At 37.5% G+C, this 18,191-nt stretch carries 12 protein-coding genes and 1 other annotated feature; of the genes, 7 read left to right on the top strand and 5 right to left on the bottom strand.

What is annotated here, in order from left to right:
• Positions 1-119 precede the first annotated feature (119 nt).
• The 5 genes from EHR_RS03170 to nhaC all read left to right on the top strand — a co-directional run bounded on the left by EHR_RS03170 (position 120) and on the right by nhaC (position 8,498).
• Positions 120-776 (top strand): HI_0552 family protein, encoded by a 657-nt coding sequence (locus EHR_RS03170; RefSeq protein WP_010736914.1) that lies wholly within the window; start codon positions 120-122, stop codon positions 774-776.
• A gap of 374 nt (positions 777-1,150) precedes the next feature.
• Positions 1,151-1,356: a binding site (T-box leader), on the top strand.
• Between the two features lie 93 nt (positions 1,357-1,449).
• Entirely contained in the window at positions 1,450-2,706 is a 1,257-nt protein-coding gene (gene tyrS, locus EHR_RS03165; protein WP_010736915.1) for a tyrosine--tRNA ligase, read from the top strand.
• A 288-nt stretch (positions 2,707-2,994) separates the two neighbouring features.
• On the top strand, positions 2,995-4,869 hold the full coding sequence (tdc, locus tag EHR_RS03160) for a tyrosine decarboxylase (RefSeq protein ID WP_010736916.1): 1,875 nt from the start codon (positions 2,995-2,997) through the stop codon (positions 4,867-4,869).
• A 511-nt stretch (positions 4,870-5,380) separates the two neighbouring features.
• The gene (tyrP, locus tag EHR_RS03155) at positions 5,381-6,799 is read left to right on the top strand and encodes a tyrosine-tyramine antiporter (protein WP_010720263.1); all 1,419 of its coding nucleotides are present in this window, start codon (positions 5,381-5,383) and stop codon (positions 6,797-6,799) included.
• Positions 6,800-7,121: 322 nt separating this feature from the next.
• The gene (nhaC, locus tag EHR_RS03150; protein WP_010736917.1) at positions 7,122-8,498 is read left to right on the top strand and encodes a Na+/H+ antiporter NhaC; all 1,377 of its coding nucleotides are present in this window, start codon (positions 7,122-7,124) and stop codon (positions 8,496-8,498) included.
• A 181-nt stretch (positions 8,499-8,679) separates the two neighbouring features.
• On the opposite strand, the gene EHR_RS03145 is transcribed toward nhaC, so the two are convergent.
• Genes EHR_RS03145 through EHR_RS03130 form a run of 4 tightly spaced genes read right to left on the bottom strand, consistent with a single transcriptional unit; the run spans position 8,680 to position 13,676 of the window.
• Positions 8,680-9,690, bottom strand: a complete 1,011-nt coding sequence (locus EHR_RS03145) for a LacI family DNA-binding transcriptional regulator (protein ID WP_010736918.1) — start codon at positions 9,688-9,690, stop codon at positions 8,680-8,682.
• 18 nt (positions 9,691-9,708) lie between these two features.
• On the bottom strand, positions 9,709-10,731 hold the full coding sequence (locus EHR_RS03140) for an aldose epimerase family protein (RefSeq protein WP_010736919.1): 1,023 nt from the start codon (positions 10,729-10,731) through the stop codon (positions 9,709-9,711).
• Positions 10,724-11,389, bottom strand: coding sequence for a beta-phosphoglucomutase (pgmB, locus tag EHR_RS03135; protein WP_010736920.1), 666 nt, complete (start codon positions 11,387-11,389; stop codon positions 10,724-10,726). Before pgmB ends, EHR_RS03140 begins: the two co-directional genes overlap by 8 nt.
• On the bottom strand, positions 11,382-13,676 hold the full coding sequence (locus EHR_RS03130; protein ID WP_010736921.1) for a glycoside hydrolase family 65 protein: 2,295 nt from the start codon (positions 13,674-13,676) through the stop codon (positions 11,382-11,384). Before EHR_RS03130 ends, pgmB begins: the two co-directional genes overlap by 8 nt.
• A 306-nt stretch (positions 13,677-13,982) precedes the next feature.
• On the opposite strand from EHR_RS03130, the gene EHR_RS03125 reads away from it, so the two are divergent.
• The gene (locus EHR_RS03125; protein WP_010736922.1) at positions 13,983-16,160 is read left to right on the top strand and encodes a PTS transporter subunit IIBC; all 2,178 of its coding nucleotides are present in this window, start codon (positions 13,983-13,985) and stop codon (positions 16,158-16,160) included.
• Positions 16,161-16,414: 254 nt separating this feature from the next.
• Positions 16,415-17,248 carry an endonuclease/exonuclease/phosphatase family protein gene (locus EHR_RS03120; RefSeq protein WP_010736923.1) on the top strand — a complete coding sequence of 278 codons (834 nt, stop codon included), beginning with the start codon at positions 16,415-16,417 and terminating at the stop codon, positions 17,246-17,248.
• Positions 17,249-17,360: 112 nt separating this feature from the next.
• Here EHR_RS03120 and EHR_RS03115 read toward each other — a convergent pair whose 3' ends face one another.
• Positions 17,361-17,990, bottom strand: coding sequence for a hypothetical protein (locus EHR_RS03115; RefSeq protein WP_014834320.1), 630 nt, complete (start codon positions 17,988-17,990; stop codon positions 17,361-17,363).
• Positions 17,991-18,191: the final 201 nt, after the last annotated feature.

Genomic DNA, 18,191 nt, shown 5'->3' with positions numbered 1-18,191 from the left:
ATCGAGTATTTTCACCGAAATAATTCCATGCTCACTCTTTTCTTGCTATTTTTGTTGTTTCTCTCATTGATAGTCTTTACAATGTAGGATAGGGAAATCGTTAAGAAAGAAGTGGCGGAATGGATTTATTAACTAGTGATTATGAATTGTTTGATCGTTCGATGTTTACCTTTAAGCAGTTAAAAGAAAGATATACTACTGAAGAATTAGCACAGCTTAAGGTGAGGTATCAAACACACTGGCAAAAGTGGAAAAAAATGAATGAACAAGTGGCGAAAGCAACACCCTTGCAATGGCAGATGAGGAAACCAAAAATCGAAAGTTGGACGAATGGTTGGAATCTCAGAAGCCATTTTTGGTGTGCGTACCGTAGTGAAGGACGCCAACAGGAAAATGCTTGTTTAGCTACTTTGCTAAATAAAAAACAATTTCAAATCTATTTGATGTTTCAACATTATAAAAGTGAAGAACGCCAAGGAAGTATTTCGTCCTTCAATCATCTACTAACGGTTTTAAAGGAATGGAGTAAGCACATCCCAGTTGAAGAGTATTATATTTGGCCGCAACCAGAACATGAACTGGTGGATCACCTGCCGTTAGCCACCTATTTGACGGATAAGCAAAAACAAATCGAATTAAAAAAAGCAATGGAGCATAAAACCTTCCAACTTGGTAAGCTTTATTTTTATCCGAATGAATTAAAAGATGCTGAAAAGTTGATTTTAGATGGTATGCAGGAATTGATGCCTTTATACCTTCGATTGAATGGGAAATAATAACATTAATTAGGGTGAGAGAAAGAGGTATTGGATCGCTTAGATGATCGAAAACGTTAAAATAATAAAATAAAAGAAGTAAATTTGTCGTTGATAAATACTAGTTTATAAAATTTTCTTAAGCTTCGAAAATTTTTAAAATTTTCATTTGATGGTCAAATGAGCGCCATTGAATGGATCATTCATCTTAGAAAAAACGGATGAAATAAAGGGATCAATGAGGTATTTTAGGTAATTGGATGCAAATGATTTAAAAAAAGAATGTTCGGATTTTACTGTTTTATTCCATTGCTGAAGAAGTATAGAAAGAAATTTTTATCTTTTTTATTGACAAAGAAAAAATAGCGTTCTATGATAGACACATATTAACTTGATAACAGGCAATGATCAAAACGCAGTAGTTATTAAAGCCAATGTTTCAGAGAGCTAGTGGTTGCTGAGAACTAGTACAAGCTTTAAGACGAATTACATTTTAGGAGCCTTTGGCATTGATTTGTCACGTGACAGCGTTAAATGTTTGAGTGATATGTTTTGAATGAAACATATAAAATGGGTGGTACCGCGAGATTTCGTCCCTTGGTTAGTTAACCAAGGGATTTTTTTATTGATTTTAATTAGTATGAATGATAGCAGGTTCCTGCTTTCACAATAAAATGATACGGAGGGATTTAACATGAATATTATCGACGAATTAACTTGGCGTGATGCCATTAACCAACAAACGAATGAAGAAAGACTTCGTGAACTTGTTGACGAAAAGAGTATTTCACTATATTGCGGAGTTGACCCAACTGGGGATTCTATGCACATCGGACATTTGATTCCATTTATGATGATGAAAAGATTTCAATTGGCAGGACATCATCCATACATTCTGATCGGTGGCGGAACAGGTACAATTGGAGACCCAAGTGGTCGTAAGACAGAACGTGTCTTACAAACAATGGAACAAGTCCAACATAATGTCGATGCTTTATCTAACCAAATGAGAAAATTATTTGGGAAAGATGCAAACATCACGTTTGTGAATAACTATGATTGGTTATCAAAAATCTCATTACTTGAATTTTTACGTGATTACGGTAAAAACTTCAATATTAACACGATGTTAGCGAAAGATATCGTAGCAAGTCGTTTGGAAGTCGGTATCTCATTTACAGAATTTACTTACCAAATCTTGCAATCAATTGACTTTTTACACTTACACAAAACATATGATGTTCAACTACAAATCGGTGGTGCTGATCAATGGGGGAACATCACAGCTGGATTAGACTTAATCCGTAAATTAGAAGGACCAGAAGCAGAAGCATTCGGTTTAACGATCCCATTGATGTTAAAAGCGGATGGGACAAAATTTGGTAAAACTGCCGGTGGCGCTATCTGGTTAGATCCTGAGAAAACATCACCATTTGAGTTCTACCAATTCTGGTTGAACCAAGATGACCGAGATGTTGTGAAATACTTGAAATTCTTTACTTTCTTATCACAAGAAGAAATTGAAGATTTGGCGAAAAAAGTTGAAACTGAACCTGAAAAACGTGAAGCACAACGACGTTTAGCAGAAGAAGTGACGAGATTCGTTCATAGTGAAGAAGACTTGAAAGAAGCGCAAAAAATAACAGAAGCATTGTTCTCTGGAAACATCAAAGAATTAAATGCAGCTGAGATCGCTCAAGGATTTGGTAAAATGCCAAACGTTGAAATTTCAAGTAAACCTGAAAATATCGTGGAATTATTGGTTTCCACAAAAATTGAACCATCAAAACGCCAAGCGCGTGAAGATGTTTCAAACGGAGCTATAAGTATTAACGGTGACCGTGTTACCGATTTAAATTTTGTCATAGATCCATCGAAGGAATTTGATGGTAAGTTTGTGGTTATTCGAAAGGGTAAGAAAAATTACTTTTTGGCCAAAGTAGTTGATTAGAATTTAGTAATTTTTTGGCTTGAAAATGGTCAACTCTATTACAAGATTCCAATTTTGAAACCCAACCTAAAAGGGTGACGTGGGATCTCGTTAATACAATCTTTACGAGGGAATTTACTTTTGTAAATTCCCTCGTTTTTTTAATTTTTTTAAATGTGTAAACAATTTGCACAATTGATAATTATTATAAAATGATTAAAAAACCACTTGTGATTTAGTTTACAGAAATAAAAAACAGGTGTAATGTAGGGCTCGACAAAATTTAAATATTTTTTAGGAGGGTTTCACATGGAATCATTGTCAAATGAATTAAACCTAAATGCACTATTTATCGGAGACAAAGCGGAGAACGGCCAACTCTATAAAGATTTGTTGAACGATTTAGTAGATGAACATTTAGGCTGGCGACAAAACTACATGCCACAAGACATGCCAGTTATTACACCAGAAGAACAAAGTAGTGCAAGTTTTGAGCACACAGTCAATAAAACAAAAGATGTTTTATCTGAAATCTCAGCTCGTATGCGTACTCACTCAGTACCATGGCATACAGCTGGACGTTATTGGGGTCATATGAACTCTGAAACATTAATGCCATCTTTACTAGCATATAATTTCGCAATGCTATGGAATGGTAACAACGTTGCTTACGAATCTTCTCCAGCAACAAGTCAAATGGAAGAAGAAGTAGGACTAGAGTTTGCGAAATTAATGGGCTATAAAGATGGCTGGGGACACATCGTTGCTGATGGTTCTTTAGCTAACTTAGAAGGTCTTTGGTATGCACGTAACATCAAATCACTTCCACTTGCAATGAAAGAAGTTGCACCTGAATTAGTCTCAGGAAAAAGTGACTGGGAATTGATGAACATGTCTACAAAAGAAATCATGGACTTGTTAGATAGTGTTCCAGAAAAAATTGATGACATCAAAGCACATTCTGCACGTAGCGGAAAACATTTACAACAATTAGGAAAATGGTTAGTACCACAAACGAAACATTACTCATGGCTAAAAGCAGCTGATATCATCGGTATCGGGTTAGATCAAGTAATCCCTGTACCAGTTGATCACAACTATCGAATGGATATCAACGAACTTGAAAAAATCGTTCGTCAACTAGCAGCTGAAAAAACACCAATCTTGGGTGTAGTCGGTGTTGTTGGTTCGACAGAAGAAGGAGCCATTGACGGTATCGATAAAATTGTTGCATTACGTCGAGTATTAGAAAAAGATGGTATTTACTTCTACTTGCATGTTGATGCTGCTTACGGCGGTTATGGTCGTTCCATTTTCTTAGACGAAGAAAATAACTTTATTCCATTTGAAGAATTAAAAGATGTTCATGCAAAACATCATGTATTTACAGAAAACAAAGATTATATCTTAGAAGATGTACACCGTGCCTTCAAAGCAATTGAAGAAGCAGAATCTGTAACAATTGATCCACATAAAATGGGTTATGTTCCTTACTCAGCTGGTGGGATCGTCATCAAAGACGTACGTATGCGCGACGTTATTTCTTACTTTGCTACTTACGTGTTTGAAAAAGGCGCAGATATCCCAGCATTACTTGGTGCATACATTTTAGAAGGTTCAAAAGCAGGAGCAACTGCTGCTAGTGTTTGGGCTGCACATCATGTCTTACCACTTAATGTAACTGGTTATGGTAAATTGATGGGAGCTTCAATTGAAGGAGCACATCGTTTCTATAACTTCTTACAAGATTTATCATTTAAAGTTGGCGATAAAGAAATCGAAGTACATCCATTAACTTACCCAGATTTCAATATGGTTGACTATGTATTTAAAGAAAAAGGCAACGACGATCTAGTTGCAATGAACAAATTGAATCATGACGTTTATGACTACTCTTCATACGTTAAAGGTAGCATCTATGGTAATGAATTCTTGACATCACACACTGACTTTGCTATTCCAGATTATGGCAACAGCCCATTACAATTTGTGAACCAATTAGGTTTCTCAGATGAAGAATGGAACCGTGCAGGAAAAGTAACTGTTTTACGTGCAAGTGTAATGACACCATACATGAATAAAGCAGAAAACTTCGAAGAATATGCTGGAAAAATCAAAGCAGCTCTTCAAGAAAAATTAGAAAAAATCTACGCAAATCAATTACTAGCAAGCGAAGAAAAATAATAAAATAAAAAACATTCTGAGTATAAGAAGTAGAAGTCACTTTTATTGTATGCTATAAAACCGAATAAACGGTGGTAGCTCAATCGAAAAATACAGTTGAAGGATCTTTAAAATACAAAAAGTTATTTTTTAGATTCTTCTGCTGGTTTTTCTGAGCTCAGCACTTCTGTTATCTGCTCAGGTGTTTTTTGTTTTACAGGTTGTCTTTGAAGCGATACAAGTAATCTGTTCAAAACAGCCGAGGTTGTAATGAAATAGCTTGCGCTCTTTTAGGTATTTTGTATGAATGAAGAGAAAGATCGAAAAGCTTCAATACAAATACAGCGAATGGAACACAAGACTATTTCAGATTTTTCTTTTTTAGCAAATAATAACTAATAAAATCCAGTCACTAAGCATCGTTTTTATACTAAAAAAGTTGTGGGGAACAACCTCTTGGCTTTTGTCTTGCGACTTGGGATTACTTTGAAGACAATGTTTTTTATTCAAAAAAACAAGGAGCGTGTCAACAGTGAGTAAATCACAAGTAAGTAAAATGGGTCTTGGGACCTTTGTCGGTCTGACGATGGCTTTGTGTGCGACAGTTCGGAGTATTCCGACTTTAGCAGCCGTTGGTTGGACATTGATTTTTTATTCAATTTTTGCCGTACTGTTTTTTGCCGGTCCTATTTCGATGGTTTCTGGTGAGCTTTCTACGATGCTTCCACAAGAAGGTGGACCACAATTATGGGTCAAAACTGCCTTAGGAAGTAAATGGGGATTTGTTGTTGCCTGGTTGCTTTGGGTTCAAATGTTCCCAGGGATGGTTATGGTTGCATCAACATTAGGTCCATTATTAGGAAATACATTCGGGAACGTAGAATTAGGCAATAATCATTTATTTGTATTAGGTTGTATTTTAGTTATTTATTGGATCATTACAATTTTGAACTTGAAATTTGATATGGCCAAAGTTGGTGGGAACATCGGCGTTTGGTTAGGTGTGTATATCCCAGTGGTTATCATGTTTGTCCTTGGTTTATTCGCCGCATTCAAAGTGGGGCTAGTATCTAATGGTTACTTAGGAGATTTTTCTTGGTCAAAAGCTTTCCCAGATTTACAACATAGTGAATCATTGAAATATCTTGCAGGTATCACATTTATTTTTGTTGGTATCGAAATGAGTTCTGTTTACATGCCTCGTTTAAAAGATGCAACGAAAAACTACACTAAAGGGGTCTTTATTGCGTTGATTGGTCTTGTTTTATTGAACGTGATCAATGCAATGTTAGTTGCCAATGTTGTACCAAATGGAAAAATGGAATTAGCAAACATTACGCAACCAATCTTGATTTATTGCCAAATCCTTGGCTTACCAACAATTATTGGGAACATCTTCAGCTTTATGGTGTTTATCGGTGTGTTACTTCAATTATCTGCATGGGTAACTGGACCATCTAAAACGATAATCCAAGTAGCACGTGAAGGTTTCTTACCACCTAAATTTGGATTCCATAAAGAAAATGAATATGGTGTTTCTCGTAATGTCGTATTAACTCAATCAATCGTTATTTCATTATTCGCTTTACTTTATGGCGTAATGGATGACGTCAGTGCTGTATTCTTAACATTAACAAATGCTACAACTGTTATTTATTGTATCGTCTATATTTTGATTGCTGTTTCATTGATCAAAATGAGAAAAAGCCATCCAGATTTAGAACGTCCTTATCGAATTGGTAAAAAAGGAAATGGAATGGCTTGGGTAGTTAGCTGCATGTTGATTTTCTCTATCATTGCAGTAGTTGTATCCACTTTAGGAACATCTACCTTGACGGATGCATTATTGGTAGCAGTTATTGCAATCGTTATGTTTGTCATTCCTTTGATCATCAATCGTTTTAAAAATGATTCTTGGGGAAGCGAAGTAGAAAAGAGTTTAAAAGAATAGAATAAATAAGAAGCAAGTAAAAAATGTAAATAGGGAAGGGGGCTATGACAAAAATCTTGTCACAGTCCCTTATTCCTAACAAACGGTGTTCCAGAAGTAGCTCATGTCTGTTACAGCATGGTTTGCCAAATGTATGCTTTTTAATCAGGGAACCTTTGCGAAAATAACGCTAATCATAAGGTTCAGCGGATTTGAGAAAATAATCGTCATTAGCATCGTCTATCCGCTAAAACAAAAAAATGATGCTATGACCAGTTGTCCTACCAAAAGAACGCTTTTTTTAGGTAGGACTTTTTTTGTAAAAAAAATAGGAGAAGATACGATGAATAAAAAAATATCTGTGAAAGAAAGTATGGCAGTTTTATTCATATTGTTGGCGATATTAGGAATACTGATTATTGGATTTCAATTGTCTCCGCATATTCCTATACTAATCGCTTTCATGTGTTTGTTATTTTACGGACGATTTAGAGGTTTCTCATGGGATGAGATTCATGATGGGATTGTCAAAGGAATTACTCCAGGGATCATCCCAATTTTGATTTTTCTGTTGATTGGTGTTTTGGTAGCTTCGTGGATTTTATCTGGAACGATTCCAACGATCATGGTTTATGGTTTCCAATTGATCTCGGTTCGCTTTTTCTTACCGACTGCTTTTCTTGTTTGTGCAATCGTCGGGATTACTGTTGGAAGCTCATTTACAACGATTTCAACGATCGGTATTGCTTTTTTAGGAATCGGTCATATTTTAGGTTTTAGTGATGCGATGACGACAGGAGCAGTTGTTTCGGGGGCTTTTTTAGGAAATAATTGTTCGCCGTTATCTGATACTACGAACCTGGCGGCCGGGATCGGAGAAGTAAACTTATTTGAGCATATCGCTCAAATGCGTTACACTGATTTGCCAGCATTTTTAATTGCTATGTTATTTTATGTTTTTCTTGGGAATGGGAGTCACACAGCGGATCTACAAGCGATCACGGACATGATCCAAAACATGAAAGCAGGTTTCTGGATCTCTCCATGGACGTTGATCCCATTAGTGATCTTGTTTGGTGGAGCGATTAAAAAAATTCCAGCGATTCCAACACTACTAGTTGGTTCAACTGCTGCGATCATTCTTTCCTTCATCAATCAACCACATTTAACGATGTCAAAAGTAGCTAATATTTTAATGAACGGCTATGTTGCCCATACAGCAGACCCTAAAATCAATGAATTGCTTTCAAGAGGGGGAATTGTTAGTATGCTTGGTTCAGCAAGCTTGATTCTTCTAGCTTTAGCTTTGGGTGGCTTGTTGATCAAATATACGATTGTGGAAACGATTGTTCAGGAATTGCGAGAAAAAATGGATCGGCCTTCTCGCTTGGTTGGCTTTACAGCATTAAGCTGTATCGGGATCAATTTGATCGTAGGCGAACAGTACTTGTCGATCATTTTACCAGGCGAAACCTTTAAGCGATCGTTCGATCGTGCGGGCGTTAATAAAAAGTATCTTACCAGAACTTTGGCAGATGCTGGAGCAACCGTTAATTCACTCGTTCCGTGGGGAGTTAGTGGTACCTTTATTATGGGCACGATGAAAGTCAGCGCATTACAATATCTACCATTTACTTTCTTCTCGATCTTAGCACCGATTTTTACGATTTTGAGTGGTTTCTGGCTTAATCAAAAGATGAAAAAACGTACCAGTGAATAGTCTAGGCACCATCAAGGTTTGAGAACGAGAAGCGAAATAGCTTTTTATACTCAGTTTCTTTTTCATGAAAAAGTTATTTGAAGAATGTAGATTCTTAAAAAATGAACCTGTATAGTAAAAAAACAACTGAAGACACTACAAATAGTTTATTTGTGTGTTCAACAGTTGTTTTATTTTTTTCTTATAAACGAGGAACGACGGTTTCTCGTTTGACGAGTTGATGAGGAATGACTAAACGAACACCGCTGCTGATTTCATCGTGGATCAATTCGTATAATTTTTGCATTGCAACCCTTCCTAATTCAGAAATATCGATATCGATACTGGTTAAATAAGGGTGAGTCAATGTAGCGAAAATAGAGTTATTGAAGCTGATGATCGATAGGGTATCAGGAATTCGATAGCCATACATCTGTGCTAGTTGCATCGTTCGTAAGGCAAAAATATCGTCAATGACTACCAGCGCTGTTGCTTGGGACTTTTTCAAAATGGCATCAAAAGCTAAATAATCTTCGGGTTGTTCGATCACTACACTAGGATGAACTGTAAGTCCAGCTAGCATCAAGGCTTTTTGGTAGCCAAAATAACGTTCGAAGTAAAGGCTCTCGTGGGTTGTATTGGTTACGAAAAGAATGCTTTCATGACCGTTTTGAATCAAGAAATCCGTGGCTTGTTTACCTAATAATTGGTTATCATTATCGACATAAATGATTTCATTCTCATGTCGGTAAGGCTGACCAATCAAAGTGAAAGGAATCTCATTCGTATAGAGATAATCTATGACAGGATCTTCACTGTCGGAATAAACTAAAATAAACCCATCGACTTGTTTTTGCAGATGCATCCGTTGCACGTTTTCTAATAAAGTATCAAAATTTTTGGCTGTTGCTATAGCAGTTGTCAGATCATAACGGCGTGCTTCTTCATTGATCGCTTCCATGATCTCAAGATAAAAAGGATTCCCAATCCGTTCTTTTGAATCAAGGGGTGGGAGAATGACGCCAATTGCGCTAGAAATTCTTTTCCCTAGATTTCTAGCAGTGATATTTGGTACATAGCCTAGTTCATCCATGACTTTTTGTACTTTCTTTTTGGTTGCCTCTGAGATGCTTGGATGGTCATTGATGACCCGTGAAACGGTCGAGGTCGCAACACCAGCTTTTTTGGCTACATCCTTCACTGTGATCGCCATAAACGATACACCTCTTTTCTAGACTTGCTTTTCATTTAAACGATGAAATTGATAAGTGGTAGAGCAAATTTTTTCTTGTCCCGGATATAATGCGATTGACCCAAATTCAGGGAAATGAACGGCATCAGGAAGTTCTTGTGGTTCAATTGCCAACCCATAATTTGAGTGCATTTTTTGCCCATTGATTAAAAAATCTGCTTCAAATCCAGTCGTAGAAAATAATACCATACTTTTGCTCGTCGTTGCTATAGACAACTGGCGCCCCGCTTGCTTTTCGGTCAAGGTAAGTATTTTCTTCGTTCGTTTAGGCGTACTTAAAACAAAAGCATCATCTAGTCCGTTTGGATCATTCGTTAAAATTTCCAGTAGCGAATGTGGGTGTTTAAAATTAAGCGGTAAGTCGCTGAGAGCGATCACTTCACCAGTTGGTATTTTTTCGTGATCTAAGGCTAATATTCCATCTGTTTGGATCGTTAGTTCATGATCGTAGATATCTCGTTTGCCATTGCCAGAAAGATTGAAATACGCATGATTCGTTGGGTTGCAGATGGTTTCAGTCGAGCTGCTTGTCTTGGTGATCATTTCTAAATTATTTTGAACAATCTGATACGTAACGGTTGCGGTGATCGGACCGGGATAACCGGAAAAAGTATCCTGCAAATAAAAAACAACACCGATCGCTGTAGGAGTCTCAAAAACTTCTACCTCCCAATACTGAAATGCCCAACCGTTTGAACCACCATGGATATGGTGATTTCCTTCGTTTTTTTCTAGCTGATGATCAGCCCAAGAGCCATTTTTAATTCTGCCAGCGACTGGTCCAATCGTTGCCCCAAAATAGCTTTGATCTTTTAAAACGTCTTCTAAGGAATCATAAGATAATAAGACATTTTCTAAGTGACCATTTTTATCTGGAGCTAGAATTTGATGAAGCCTTGCCCCGTAGTTGAGAAGAACGACTGTGAGTTCGTCGTTCTTCAATGTGATTTGCTTCAAGTTGGTGTTGGGAATGGGGATCACAGTGATGGAAGGTTTAGACATACTGTGTCCACTCATTTTTTAAATAGTCTAGTGTAAGGCAAGTCGTATCAGGTACGACTGGGATATCTTTTCCAAGATCTTCTATTCGTCCAACACCAATTGGAAATGCCCCGCTAGCACGGATTGCTTTGATCCCAGATTGTGCATCTTCGATCCCGATGCATTCTTGTGGGGATAAGCCAATTTCTTTTGCGGCCAATAAGAAAATATCGGGAGCCGGCTTACCCAGTTTGATCGTTGCAGGATCGGCAATTGCATCGAAAAATGGCGTTAATGCCATTTTAGCAAGGAGGAAAGGTCCGTTTTTACTAGCTGAAGCAAGGGCAATCTTGATCTTGTTTGCTCTCAATTCTTCAAGTAATGGCAATATCCCTGGAAAAACATCTGTAGGCGTGATCGCTTGAATCATTTCAAGATAGTACTCATTTTTTCTGTGCGCTAATTCTTGAAATTCTTGTGGGGAAAACTCACTTTCTTTTTGTCCGTAGGAAAGCAATAAGCGAAGTGAATCTTCTCGACTAACCCCTTTCAATTGTTCGTTGAATGTTCGATCAATGGGAACACCGATTTCCTGACCTAATTTTTTCCAAGCGCGATAATGAAACTCCGCAGTATCTGTAATCACCCCATCTAAGTCAAACAAAACTCCTTTAAACATCTAATTCCTCCTTACGCAAAGGTACCTTTAACTGGTCTTCTAAAAGATACGTTTTTTCGTACACCTTTAATGGGCAACTTTCGCCTGATACTAAGGTCAATTGCACCTGTTCACTAGACACCGAAACAAATAATAAACGACCACGATAATTCACATGGAAGGAGTAGGCTGTCCACGTGTTTGGTAAGAAAGGAGCAAAACGTAACTGTTCGTGATCTGTTTTCATTTGAGCGAATCCTTGGACGATTGCGAGCCAACTACCAGTCATCGACGTGATGTGTAAGCCGTCTTCGGTATCGTTATTATAATTATCTAAATCAAGGCGGGCTGTCCGTTGATACATTTCCACTGCCTTATCCTCCATACCTAATTCAGCAGCTAAAATGGCATGGATACTTGGTGAAAGGGAAGACTCATGAACGGTCATTGGTTCGTAAAAATCAAAGTTTCGTTGTTTTTCTTCTTTGCTAAACGAGTCGTTGAAGAAATAGATTCCTTGTAGCACATCCGCCTGCTTAATGAAACAAGAACGCAAGATTTTGTCCCAAGACCAATGTTGGTTTAATGGAAGCTCGCTAGGAGATAGCTCTGATACCGGCAATAATTCTTTATCCAAAAATGTATCATGTTGGACAAAAATACCTAATTCTTCATCTTTAGGAAAATACATATTTTCTGCAATGGTTTGCCAATTCGTTAGTTCTTCGTCAGTGACCGTTATAGCAGTTTCTGTTTGGAATTTTAAATAGTTTTCCCGGGTATACGTTAATACCCAGCAAGCTATCGTATTGGTATACCAGTTGTTATTGATGTTGTTTTCATATTCATTCGGACCAGTCACGCCATGGATCATATATTTGTTATGACGTTTTGAAAAATGAACCCGATCTGCCCAAAAACGAGCAATCTCAACTAATACTTCTAATCCTTCTTTTTTCAAATAAGCGGTGTCACCTGTATAGTTCGTATAGTTGTAAATCGCATAAGCGATCGCACCGTTACGATGGATCTCTTCAAAGGTAATTTCCCATTCGTTGTGGCATTCGACCCCTGTAAAAGTAACCATTGGGTACAAGGCGCCTTTTAAACCTTGTTGTTGGGCATTATGAATAGCTTGAGGCAATTGATTATGGCGATATTTAAGGAGATTTTTTGTCACTTCAGGTTTTGCTAAAGCAAGATATAAGGGGACAGCGTAAGCTTCCGTATCCCAATAAGTAGCACCACCGTATTTTTCTCCTGTAAAGCCTTTGGGTCCAATATTCAAACGTTCATCTTCGCCGTAATAAGTAGAAAATAGTTGGAAAAGATTGAAACGAATCCCTTGCTGTGCTTCCTCGTCACCTTCGATCACCACATCAGCCAGTGCCCAGCGTTTGCTCCAAGCAGTGGTTTGTTCTGCTTTTGCTTGCAGATAATGACTTTGTAAGTCACTAAATTCTTGGAGGATCTGTTGGACTTGCTGTGCTTCGGGGATGTTACGGCTCGTCAATACAAGCACTTCTTTATCAAGTGTCACGGATTGATTCGTTGTTAAGTCGAAAGAAAATTCCCCAAGGACGGCTAATGTATCTTCGTGGTAAATTGGTTGCGCTAATTCTTCATTCACGAAATGTCTCATGGCAGCTGTTACGGTAAATTGTTCGATCGCAAAATTATTTGGAATCGTTTTGGTCATTAAGTAGGCTGTTTCATCAGAAGTACCTCGACCGATTTCATTCCAAAAATGTTCATCATAGTTACTATCTTCATTTTGAACGTTACTATCCAATTTAGAGATGACTTTGACCGTGCCATTTCCTTCGAGCATCGTAACTGTTAAACGAATATAAGCAGCTTCGCTTTTGACGATACTTAAAAAACGTTCAAAGGTGATCTTTAGTTTGTTAGTTGCAGTCGTTACTGTGTAACTACGTGATAACACACCGTTTTTCATATTCAATTCCCAATAAAAGTCTTCTGGTTCGATTGTAGCAAGGTCTAATAATTGCTCATCGATATAGATATCCATGGCAATAAAATTGATTGCATTAATCACTTTGCCAAAATATTCGGGATAGCCATTTTTCCACCAACCAACACGAGTCTTATCGGGGTACCAAACCCCAGCTAAATAAGTTCCTTGATGATGATCACCTGAATAGGCTTCTTCAAAATTCCCTCGCATGCCCATGTATCCGTTACCAATACTAGTTAAAGATTCCTGTAAACGGAGATTTTCCCGATCTAATGTGTTGGTGCTGATCTTCCAAGGATCAATTTGAAATAGGCGCTTGATTTGTTTCATTGTACTCCTCCTAGATAATTTCATTTATACGTTTATAATAAACGCAACCGATTGCGTAAGTCAATATAAATAAAGCAGAATTTTTTAGCGGGGATTTAAAATAAAGAAATGAAAAGATAATTTTCCTGGAAAACATTAACTGTTTTGATAATAAGTTACTACTAAATGCGAAAAGAAAATGATTCTTCTGATAGCGACTGTTTGGGTAGAAAGTGAATAAAATCAAAAATAAAGCATTTACAAAAAAAGAAACAAAGGCTATAATAACTAACAACGAAACCGATTGCATAAAGGAGAGCAGGAGTTATGAAGAAATTATTTAATTTTGAGTTTTGGCAAAAATTTGGGAAAGCTTTAATGGTTGTTGTGGCAGTGATGCCAGCTGCGGGTTTGATGATCAGTATCGGGAAATCTATCCCGTTGATTGACCCTAACTTAGCTTTTTTAGTAACAACGGGTGGTGTCATTGAAAATATTGGTTGGGCGATCATCGGGAATTTACATCTGTTGTTTGCTTTAGCAATAGGTGGAAGTTGGGCAAAAGAGCGTGCAGGTGGTGCTTTTGCGGCAGGGATCTCATTTGTTTTGATCAACCGGATCACGGGAGCGATTTTCGGAGTGACGAGTGAGATGCTAGCAAATGAAGATGCCTTTACCCATACATTATTTGGCACGAAGATCATGGTCAAAGGATTTTTTACCAGCGTATTAGAGGCACCTGCGTTGAATATGGGCGTGTTTGTAGGGATTATTGCTGGTTTTGTTGGTGCAATGGCCTATAATAAATATTACAATTATCGTAAATTGCCTGATGCGTTATCTTTCTTTAATGGAAAACGATTTGTTCCTTTTGTAGTGATTCTTTGGTCAACGATTGTAGCTTTAGTATTGGCTGTTGTCTGGCCAAATGTCCAAGCAGGTATTAATAATTTTGGTCTTTGGATTGCTCAGTCACAAGAAAGTGCACCGGTTTTAGCGCCATTTCTTTATGGTACCTTAGAAAGATTATTGTTACCTTTTGGTTTGCATCATATGTTGACGATTCCGATCAATTATACGCAATTAGGGGGCACGTATGAAATCTTATCTGGTGCACAAGCAGGAACGCAAGTCTTTGGACAAGATCCTTTATGGTTAGCTTGGGCTACTGATTTGGTCAATTTAAAAGGTGCGGGGGATTTGTCACAGTATGAATTTGTGTTGAACAACTGGACACCAGCTCGTTTTAAAGTGGGACAAATGATTGGTTCTTCTGGTATTTTAATGGGGTTAGCTTTAGCCATGTATCGAAATGTTGATCTTGATAAAAAAGCGCGCTATCGTTCCATGTATTTCTCAGCTGCATTAGCTGTTTTTCTAACAGGGGTTACTGAACCATTAGAATTTATGTTTATGTTTGCTGCAGTTCCACTTTATATTGTTTATTCTGTGATCCAAGGGGCAGCATTTGCAATGGCAGATTTATTACCGTTACGTGTTCATTCCTTTGGAAACATCGAATTGTTAACTAGAACGCCTCTAGCGATGAAAGCTGGACTTGGTGGCGATTTGCTTAACTTCGTCATTTGCGTCATTTTGTTTGGAGTTGTTACGTACTTTGTGGCAAACTTCATGATCAAAAAATTCAATTTTGCTACACCAGGGCGTAATGGTAATTATGATAGTGACAGTAACGATAGCAATGGGAATGGAGAACAAACGACAGTCCAAGCTGGCACGTCAGACCCACAAATCATCAAAATCATTCACTTATTAGGCGGGAAAGATAATATCAAAGATGTAGATGCATGTATGACACGGTTACGTGTGAGTGTAGCTGATCGTGAGAAAGTAGGTTCAGAAGAAGAATGGAAACGTGCAGGCGCTATGGGGCTAATCGTCAAAGATAATGGTGTACAAGCTGTCTATGGTCCAAAAGCCGATGTATTAAAATCAGATATCGAAGATTTGCTTCGATCGGGGGCGCCTATCCCAGCTCCAGTAGAAGAAGTTGTTGTTGAAAAAGAAACAGCTAATAATCAAACGTTAGGTATACGAAAAGAGTTGCAGACTGTAGCAGCTGGTGAAGTGATAGACTTGGCAACAGTCAATGATCCTGTTTTTTCAAAGAAAATGATGGGGGATGGCTTTGCTGTTATTCCAACGACTGGTGAAGTTGTGGCACCTATTACTGGGAAAGTAGTTAGTATTTTTCCAACCAAACATGCTATTGGAATGGAAACAGAAGAAGGTGCAGAAGTACTAATCCATATGGGAATCGACACAGTCCAAATGGATCAACCAGCTTTTGAAATCCTGGTAACAGAAGGTCAAACCGTTGAAGCAGGAGCAAAACTGGCACAAATGAATCTAACCGAAATCAAAAATGAAGGAAAAGATATAACGATTATGGTGGTATTTACGGATGGGAAAGTCAATGAAATGATTCTCAAACATTTAGGACCAACGGAATTAGGAACAGTAATTGGCGAAATAAAACTGTGATCATTATAAAAGACACCCAACAATAATGAGTAAGATGACCAGTACCAAATTTAATTCCTTATTTGGTTTCCGATAGTCAGTTTTTCTGTTTCTCAAATAAGTCTGAAAACACGAAAACGCTATACTTCGTTTTTGAGTTCTCAGACTTATTTTTTTGAATATCTGCGAGCAGGTAAACAATCACAGCTAATAATCCATCGCTATCCTATCATAAAAGAAATGAAGTAAGTTTTAATCAATAAGGAGAATTGAAGATGAAGATGATGACTTTGAATACACATAGCTGGTTAGAAGAATCACCAGAAGAAAAGATGCGCCAGATCGTAGATAAAATCTGTCAAGCAGATTATGATGTGATTGCTTTACAAGAAGTCAATCAATTAATCACTTCCGAAAGTATCGTGAATGAAGAATTAAACAAATTTTGTCCAGTTATAGAACAATCGCCCGTCCATGTCGATAATTTTGCTTATTGTTTGGTGCGCTACTTAGCCAAACAAGGGAAAGACTATTATTGGAGTTGGGAAATGAGTCATGTCGGTTATGGGATTTATGAAGAGGGGAATGCGCTGCTTTCTAAGACACCACTAACCAGTGAAGCAATCTATGTTTCTGAAACAAAGCAAAAAGAGGATTACCACACTCGGAAAATTTTGATCTGTCAGACGATGATCGATGACCAAACAATCACTCTAGCAAGCTGTCATTTTTCTTGGTGGATAGATGAAACGAAGGGCTTTGCTTTTGAATGGCATTGCTTGATGGAACACTTAGCTAATCTCTCAAATCCGCTGTTTTTAATGGGGGATTTTAACAACCCAGCAGGAGAGGCAGGCTATCGCTTGGTTGAAAAAAGCCCTCTTGCGATTGTCGATTCCTATACTGTTGCCCAAGAAGTTCATGGTCAGGCAACCATTGAACAGAAAATCGATGGATGGGAAACGAATACAGAGCAGTTAAGAATCGATTATATCTATGTACCACAGGAATTCTCAGTTCCTTTTTATCGTAGTATTTTTGATGGAAAACAAGAAATCATTGTAAGTGACCATTATGGAGTAGAGATAACGGTCAGCCCCATTCAATAAAATAATCAAAAAGTCCCATAGAAAGAAAAATGGATACATCCTTTCTATGGGACTTTTTGTTTGCAGCAGCTTCAGCTACGTGCAGAAATTTGATTAGATAATGAAATGACTGTTAGTGCGATGGGAAGCACCAAGGAGGAAGGCAATAAAATTCTCTGTTTCTTTGGTCTCTGCATTGTTTTTTTAACTCGGCTGGACTTTTTTTCCGATTGGCAGAAATGAATTCTCGGACATTTTTCAAGGAGTCGGACTCTTTAGTTACCGGTGTATTTTTTTGTAAATTGGTATTATGTAGTACTTCCTCATGTAAAATATCAAAATGGTCTATAAATCGATCTTTATCGGAATCGGTTAGAATTGGCAAGTTATCTAAAAGATTCAAAAGTACAACGAGGGAATCTTTGATTTTAGGCTCATGAGGTTGCAGAACTTCACCGCTAGGCTCACGATGTGGCAGTTCATTAATTAACTGCTCTATGATGCTTGTCAGCTCTTTTACCTCTTCAGGAGAGTTTGCAGTTTTTTTTAAAATGTCTAAAATGGTATTTCTTTTAGAATAATCTTGGTCATTAATACAAGTTGATTCACTCGTTGACCGAACATTTGAAATGGGCGTAGGTGATCGATCAACAATTACAGTTACATATAGCGGCTCAGTCTTACTATTTGGCAGCTCATACAGCTGTTCATTAGTTGATTCTTTAATTGATAGCGAATCCTCAGGTAGATCTTTAAGTATCATTTCAAGGTGAGACTCAGTATTAAGGGTAGTATTCGTAGATTGATGAACAAAAGCATGTCCGATTTTTTTTTCAAAGTCAATTGTCGATTCGTTGTTTGAGGCATATGTATCACTCCTTCTTTTCTGTATTCTAGTATAGTTTATAAAAGAAGAGAGTAAATAAATATTTTTTCTTATGTTTAGAAAAAAAAGTAGCTACTA

The sequence above is a fragment of the Enterococcus hirae ATCC 9790 genome (genome assembly GCF_000271405.2).
GTDB classification, from domain to species: Bacteria; Bacillota; Bacilli; order Lactobacillales; family Enterococcaceae; genus Enterococcus_B; species Enterococcus_B hirae.
This window is presented reverse-complemented; position numbering and strand designations above follow the sequence as displayed.

What these genes read in the sequence shown, in the direction of transcription:
- EHR_RS03170 (WP_010736914.1), top strand. Translation starts at nt 120, where the DNA reads ATGGATTTATTAACTAGTGATTATGAATTGTTTGATCGTTCGATGTTT.
- tyrS (WP_010736915.1), top strand. Translation starts at nt 1,450, where the DNA reads ATGAATATTATCGACGAATTAACTTGGCGTGATGCCATTAACCAACAA.
- tdc (WP_010736916.1), top strand. Translation starts at nt 2,995, where the DNA reads ATGGAATCATTGTCAAATGAATTAAACCTAAATGCACTATTTATCGGA.
- nhaC (WP_010736917.1), top strand. Translation starts at nt 7,122, where the DNA reads ATGAATAAAAAAATATCTGTGAAAGAAAGTATGGCAGTTTTATTCATA.
- EHR_RS03145 (WP_010736918.1), bottom strand. Translation starts at nt 9,690, where the DNA reads ATGGCGATCACAGTGAAGGATGTAGCCAAAAAAGCTGGTGTTGCGACC.
- EHR_RS03140 (WP_010736919.1), bottom strand. Translation starts at nt 10,731, where the DNA reads ATGTCTAAACCTTCCATCACTGTGATCCCCATTCCCAACACCAACTTG.
- pgmB (WP_010736920.1), bottom strand. Translation starts at nt 11,389, where the DNA reads ATGTTTAAAGGAGTTTTGTTTGACTTAGATGGGGTGATTACAGATACT.
- EHR_RS03130 (WP_010736921.1), bottom strand. Translation starts at nt 13,676, where the DNA reads ATGAAACAAATCAAGCGCCTATTTCAAATTGATCCTTGGAAGATCAGC.
- EHR_RS03125 (WP_010736922.1), top strand. Translation starts at nt 13,983, where the DNA reads ATGAAGAAATTATTTAATTTTGAGTTTTGGCAAAAATTTGGGAAAGCT.
- EHR_RS03120 (WP_010736923.1), top strand. Translation starts at nt 16,415, where the DNA reads ATGAAGATGATGACTTTGAATACACATAGCTGGTTAGAAGAATCACCA.
- EHR_RS03115 (WP_014834320.1), bottom strand. Translation starts at nt 17,990, where the DNA reads ATGATACTTAAAGATCTACCTGAGGATTCGCTATCAATTAAAGAATCA.